The organism is Indolivaga capnocytophagoides DSM 22835 (assembly GCF_000426485.1).
Taxonomy (GTDB): domain Bacteria; phylum Bacteroidota; class Bacteroidia; order Bacteroidales; family Dysgonomonadaceae; genus Dysgonomonas_A; species Dysgonomonas_A capnocytophagoides.
Genome location: NZ_AUFL01000013.1, coordinates 166163 through 172569, shown reverse-complemented (window position 1 = coordinate 172569; position 6407 = coordinate 166163). Strand labels below are relative to the sequence as shown.

Here is a 6407-nt window from a genome sequence, read left to right as displayed (position 1 = left end):
GTTCCTCTTGACGCTAAAGAACGTTCAATACTGCTTGACATCATCGAGGATCGTCATGAGCGAAAATCTATCATTGTGACTTCACAATTACCGGTTGCCAACTGGTATGATGCAATAGGAGAGCCAACAGTCGCTGATGCCATTCTTGACCGCATCGTGCACTCGGCACATCTGATAGAACTCACCGGTGAGAGTGTGAGAAAAATGAAGGTAGGTAAAAACAAGTAAATCTGAAATAAAAATGACCCCATCGACCAGGATATTTTAGGGGTAATTATAAAGTTTTTTCAGGGGGCAATTTAGATTTGGCACGAGGGGGCAACGCTCACTGGATTTTCCACATGCTTTTACAGGAAAGAAATCAATAATTAGTAATTGTAGAGTTCATATTGGTCAGCAAGAAATTTTAAAAATAGACTTAAAAGATTTTTTTCCATCCATTTCTTTTAATCGAATTATTTACTTTTTCAGAAGTTTAGGATATGCTAAAAACATCTCGTTTTATTTGGCAAAGTTGTGTACATACGAAGATTATTTGCCACAAGGTGCTCCAACAAGCCCTATCTTATCTAATATAATTGCAAGGAAACTAGATAATAGATTGATTAAATTTGCTCAAACTTTTGATTTAAAATATACAAGATATGCCGATGATATAGTTTTTTCTGGAAAAAAAATACCGATAAAACTTATTGAATATGTGAATGCTATAATTGTTGATGAAGGTTTTGAAGTAAATTGCAAGAAAACAAGGTTATATAAAAAAAATAATAAGAAAATAATAACAGGTATTGTAATAAATTCTGATACAATAACAATCCCGAGAGAATATAAGAGAGAGTTAAAATTATCGTTGAATTATATACTCAGTTATGGCTTAGATTCGCACATTAGCAAGAAAAAAATTAAAGATATACACTATTTAGAAAGAATTTTAGGAAAAGTTAATTTCTGGTTGCAAGTAGAACCAGATAATGAGTTCGCAAAAAAATCGAAAACATATTTATTAGATGAGTTTAGAAAAAAAGTGAATTATACATGAATGTAAAAAAACGCAAGTTCTTTAACTTGTAGTTTTAAATTTACACAATTATATGGATGGTATCCGAGTAAACATCCTTATCAACCCGTATATACAGTAATAAAAATGCTATACCTTTCATAATAATTTCTCTTGTAATCTAATTTTAAACTTCCCTTCATTAAAAGTCAGTTTCTTTCTTATCGTCTCTGCATCGACATCTTTTAGGCTTCGAGCAAAAACAATCTTAATGAATAGAGCTATATCATCCTGCTTATTTATCCGAAAATGATTCCAGATATTCCATCCAAAATGGTATAAATCTATGTTCTGTAAATCTTTCACTCTGATTGGTTCTACATCCTTTAGTTCAGTTCCAGTGGAATATTGAATAACATATTCACATAGGCGATTTATATTCTGATCATCTGCGAATGGGGCAAAGGTTGTTCTTGTATATTGAATAGCAACTTCAAGCACTTCTCGTTTTCTTATAATTTCGTCCTGCTCGTGCTTTTCCCTTATTACATCAAGTTCATTGATAACAGGTGTTTCAATTTCGATAGGTTCTTCTGGCTCTGACTCAACGGTGGGTTCAATATCTTCAACCATATCGCATTCGGGTATTATATCCTGATTTTCTATGGTTTGTTTTCGCCTTTTGAATAATGGAGGGATAACTTTCTGAATGATTTCCAGATAAGAAATAAAAAAGACTAACCCAACTACAAATATAATAATGAATACAAGGTTTGCCCCGAAATCATCAAATCCCCACTTCACAATAAAAAGATAGCGAAATATCAATGCAAGTGCTGCTATTCCTGTGCTTCCGCATATAATGAGTAATATATTTTCAGGGTCTTTGTAATTCATATTGTCAAAATTAGATTTTTTGTAAACTCTTTCCTGTTTGCATTGCTTTAAAAATATTCTTACGGACAGCTCTTATAGATGGAACTAAATCGCCTTCCATCATTGCAAGCATTGTTTTCAATTCTTGCACTAACTCAGGAATGGGACGGCATAATTCGTAAGCGATTTTCATACAAAGCGATTTTACTCCGGGCAATTCTTCGCTAGACATCATTCGCTCTAAACAGAAATCCAGAAAATCTACTCTTGGCGGATTCGGAAATGGTTGTCTGTAAAGTAGGTTGAGCATTACTCTTCGTCTTCCTCCATGTTTGCAGACTAGTACATTATCAATCAATTGATCTTGCTTATTGTATAGCCACTCGTTATCCAATGACGAAAAATGGGTGAAAATCCAAGCGGCATAATACCCGATGGCTTCATCATTACCAATCACTAAGTCATATAACTCTTGCTTTCGGCTGTCGCTATCATGAGTCAAACAAAGTATCTCATTGACATCGTTCATTCCTATACGTTGCGATAGCTTAGTTCTGAAATTCATATTTAGTTATTCTTATTTTCAACATGTGCAAAAAATACACAGATTCAAATTTTATTGGTAATGTGCAAAAATTACTATTTGCTGCTTGTCTCTATACAACTTGTAACTTGCTTTAACTATTCGAAAAAGCCGAACAGTTGAGTATTATTCATCGTCAAAAGAAGAATCAATACATCTTCTTTCTCTCTATAATTGAGAGCAGTATGTTCCAAAATGGAACATATGCGTTTTTTGCGACAATTGCACTAGGCATTTATTGCATATTACTTTAGTAGCTTATTTTAAACTTATCTTATTTGCCGACTCCCTTTTCTTTGCATTTACCAAGTCAGCATAAATCTGTGTTGTAGATACATTTTTATGTGTAAGCATCTTACTTACAGTATAGATATCAGTACCTAAAGCAACTTGCAAAGTAGCAAAAGTATGGCGAAAACAGTGAAATGTAATGTGCTTTGTTATCCCTGCATTGGACACCCAATCTTTCAGAGGTTGTTGAGTCATGGACTTTGTCAACCCTTTAAATACTTTGCCTTTGCCTCTTTCGCCGCATAATTCCAATGCTTCATCGCTAATGGGTAAGGTGGTTTCTGTTTCTGTCTTTTCGGTTCTTAACCGCATACAATAGCCACCCTCGGAAGCTGGGAGTATCTCTTTCCAATCCAACTTTAAAACATCACTTATCCGTAAACCTGTCATACACGAGAATATAGATGCAGATTTCAATATAGGGAAGTCGCAAGGTGTATTGGCTAATGCTTTTAATTCATCTAAAGTCAGGTATTCTTTCTTTACATCCGTGGTATCGATTGAGTCCAGATATTCATTGAGGTTCTCCCTGAAGAACTTTTCTTTGTATGCAACTTTCAGTAAGGCTCTGAATGTAGAGAAATATCCTGATGCCGAATTTTGTGATATGCAAAGGTGTTTGTGCTTCAATTGTTTTGCATCCATCAGATAATCCCGAAAGCGATTGCATAAGTCTACGTTTATATCACCAAAGGTACATTTTCCTTTGACAAAATTGGAAAAGTGCTGATAGACTTTCATCCACTTCTGGTCTTGCTTTTCGGCTTTCAGCTTGTAATAAGTGAGAAAGTCGGCTTTCTTTTTATTCTTATCGAGAAAACCATATTCCTCATTAATTATTGCCTGTACTCTCATACTACGTATGACTTCGGCTTTCATCAGCATCTCATTATTGTACTCCTTCTCAATTTCGTTGCGTGGTCGTCCATAAATATAGATGCCTAAATATTCTCTTCGTATCATCTTCATCGAATGAGGATCACGAATGGCAGGATAATAGTCGAGATACAGACTTTTTCTTCCTGCTGTAATATCACGCTGTCGAAGTGCTACTTTGCTTACTCCCATAGTTACAGTGTTATTTGAGGTTGAAACAATTTATCTAAATCAGGCTTGGATATTTTCAGATATCGTCCTTCTTTTACTTTAGGTATATTATGATACTTCACATAATGATAGAGAGCATCACGAGTGAGGTTATACTTTTGGATAGCTTCCTCTGTCGAGTAATATTCGGCTTCTTTGGGTTGCTCGTAACCTTTGGCTATGTCGAAGTCTTTCTTCGAATACAGCACTTTGCGACCGTCTTTCTTTCGTGGGATATTCTGCTCAGATACAAAACTATATATGGCTGCCGTAGATAGATTGTATTTCTCTTGAATGTCTTCTACTGAATACCACTCTTTTATATCCTGACTTTCGTTAAAGCCTTTCTTTTCAAAATATTTATCGATATACTCTTTACTGAAATATGATTTACCTCGGATCAATGTTTTAGGGATATTATTTTCTCTGGCAATCTTATAAAGCCATGACTCTTTGATCTTGAATTTTTCTTTAATCTCGGCTACTGTATATAATTCGGTTAATGGTTTTGGCTCTTTACTTGGCTTGGCTTTAGATTCGTATTTCTCCGCATTATCAAACATCTCATCGATATCTGATCTACGAATAAAAGACTTACCATTGGTTTGTACAGCCTTAAGAGTCCCTTTGTGTAAATAGCGATAAACTGTTGTACGTTCAATACCAAGAAGGAATGCAGTTTCTGAAACAGAAAGATATTCTTTATCTTTTATTTTTTCATACTTATCACTGATTCGCTCTATCTCCTGCATGGTAGAGTAATTAATCGCTACCATCTTAAACTCCCTCTTACCTTGTTTGTATGCCTTGGAGTTGCATTTATGCGAACAGTAACGCGTAGTCGTTTTCTGTGCGGTGAACGTATTTCCACAGCATTCGCAGACTTTCGATATTTCCATCTTACTACTCATGATTTCTCCTTTATTTCTCCCTGTTTTTGTTGCACTGTGTTGCGTGGTGTTGCACTGTGTTGCAATCATATATAATCTATGAACAAAAACTGAGCCATTTTTATATTTTGATAAAAACGGTACAATTGAGACATAAAAACTGCCACAATATCCATTATCATCAATATTCAAAGGTAGAAATAGAAAAGAAAAAGTCGCTATTTTATAGCGACTTAATGATTAATTATAATTATTATCTATCAAATTTGATTACTTATCATTTTCCGATACAGAATTTACTGAAAATATTACCCAATATTTCATCTGTAGAAATTTGACCTGTTATTTCGCCTAAATAATGCATACACTCACGAATATCTTGAGCAAGAAAATCAGATGATAATCCCGACTCCAGTCCCGATGAAACACGTTCTATAGCCTCCTGAGCTTTTCGCAAAGCCTCATAATGCCGCATATTGGTGACAATCACATCCTGTTCTCCAAATTCAGGAATATTAGCAGCATCTACCAACTGTTTTTGCAGCTCATCTGTACCTTGCTGGTATTTAGCAGAAATAAATATACGGTCGGGAATCTCCTTTTCCAACAACAACACCTTACTTTCTTTCCGTGCTGCAGGAATAATATCAACCTTATTAAAAACCAAGATTAGTTTCTTACCCTCGATCATCGGCAATATCTTCTTCGATAATTCCAAAGCATGATCATCTTCGGTTTCGGCATCCACGACCCAAAGTACGATAGAAGCCTGCTCTAATTTTTTGAAAGTACGTTCTATTCCCAGACTTTCCACAACATCATCCGTATCACGGATTCCTGCCGTATCTATCAATCTGAACATCAAACCATCTATCGTAATAGTATCCTCTATAACATCACGTGTGGTTCCATGAACATCCGATACAATGGCTTTTTCTTCTCTCAACAGAAGATTGAGAAGAGTAGATTTACCCGCATTTGTTTCTCCGATAATAGCTACCGGAATACCCGTTTTCACCACATTACCAAGAGCAAACGAATCTGCCAGTTTTTGAATATGTATATGTATATTTTGTGCAGCTTGCTTCAGATTATCACGATTCGCAAACTCGACATCTTCTTCCGAGAAGTCCAATTCAAGCTCAATCAGAGATGCAAAATTCAGTAGATTTGTACGCAACTCTATCAACTTAGTACTGAACCCTCCACGCATCTGATTCATAGCCAGACGATGTGTTGCTGCAGAAGACGAAGCAATCAAATCCGCTACGGATTCAGCCTGAGACAAGTCCATTTTCCCATTCATAAAAGCGCGCTGGGTAAACTCTCCGGCTGTAGCCAACCGGGCTCCATTATCGAGCAGTAATTGCAAAATACCCTGCTGTATATATATCGATCCATGACACGATATCTCAACACTTTCCTGCCCTGTAAACGAATTAGGACTATGAAAAACACTAGCCAGCACTTCGTCGAAAACTGCATCATCTTTCATTATCGCCCCAAAATGTATGGTATTGGCTTTACAGCCGGCAAGTTTTTTACCCGAAGGCGATTTGAAGACTCTGTCGACCAATCCAATACAACCTTTTCCAGATAAACGGACAACGGCTATCCCCCCAATACCTGCCGGAGTAGATATAGCTGCGATAATGTCTGATTGTAGCATCATAATTCAGAT

Annotated in this window: 7 protein-coding genes; 2 read left to right on the top strand and 5 right to left on the bottom strand. The window is 36.0% G+C overall.

The window, feature by feature from the left end; genetic code table 11:
- On the top strand, positions 1–228 hold a 228-nt coding region (locus tag K322_RS0108300; protein ID WP_026626469.1), incomplete at its 5' end, for an ATP-binding protein.
- A 100-nt stretch (positions 229–328) separates the two neighbouring features.
- Positions 329–1042: a reverse transcriptase family protein gene (locus K322_RS18950; RefSeq protein WP_084158539.1), complete on the top strand. Its 714-nt coding sequence runs from the start codon at positions 329–331 to the stop codon at positions 1040–1042.
- 117 nt (positions 1043–1159) lie between these two features.
- On the opposite strand, the gene K322_RS20220 is transcribed toward K322_RS18950, so the two are convergent.
- The 5 genes from K322_RS20220 to mnmE all read right to left on the bottom strand — a co-directional run bounded on the left by K322_RS20220 (position 1160) and on the right by mnmE (position 6395).
- The gene (locus K322_RS20220; protein WP_051290707.1) at positions 1160–1897 is read right to left on the bottom strand and encodes a hypothetical protein; all 738 of its coding nucleotides are present in this window, start codon (positions 1895–1897) and stop codon (positions 1160–1162) included.
- Positions 1898–1907: 10 nt separating this feature from the next.
- A complete protein-coding gene (locus K322_RS0108285; protein ID WP_026626468.1) occupies positions 1908–2441 on the bottom strand; it encodes a hypothetical protein in 534 nt (177 codons plus the stop codon).
- A gap of 276 nt (positions 2442–2717) precedes the next feature.
- Complete coding sequence (locus tag K322_RS0108280) at positions 2718–3818, bottom strand: site-specific integrase (RefSeq protein WP_026626467.1); 1101 nt, start codon at positions 3816–3818, stop codon at positions 2718–2720.
- 2 nt (positions 3819–3820) lie between these two features.
- On the bottom strand, positions 3821–4747 hold the full coding sequence (locus K322_RS0108275) for a helix-turn-helix domain-containing protein (RefSeq protein ID WP_026626466.1): 927 nt from the start codon (positions 4745–4747) through the stop codon (positions 3821–3823).
- A 256-nt stretch (positions 4748–5003) separates the two neighbouring features.
- Complete coding sequence (gene mnmE, locus K322_RS0108265) at positions 5004–6395, bottom strand: tRNA uridine-5-carboxymethylaminomethyl(34) synthesis GTPase MnmE (protein ID WP_026626465.1); 1392 nt, start codon at positions 6393–6395, stop codon at positions 5004–5006.
- Positions 6396–6407: the final 12 nt, after the last annotated feature.

Coding starts and splice junctions, on each gene's coding strand:
- K322_RS20220 (WP_051290707.1), bottom strand. CDS start 1,897: ATGAATTACAAAGACCCTGAAAATATATTACTCATTATATGCGGAAGC.
- K322_RS0108275 (WP_026626466.1), bottom strand. CDS start 4,747: ATGAGTAGTAAGATGGAAATATCGAAAGTCTGCGAATGCTGTGGAAAT.
- K322_RS0108280 (WP_026626467.1), bottom strand. CDS start 3,818: ATGGGAGTAAGCAAAGTAGCACTTCGACAGCGTGATATTACAGCAGGA.
- mnmE (WP_026626465.1), bottom strand. CDS start 6,395: ATGCTACAATCAGACATTATCGCAGCTATATCTACTCCGGCAGGTATT.
- K322_RS0108285 (WP_026626468.1), bottom strand. CDS start 2,441: ATGAATTTCAGAACTAAGCTATCGCAACGTATAGGAATGAACGATGTC.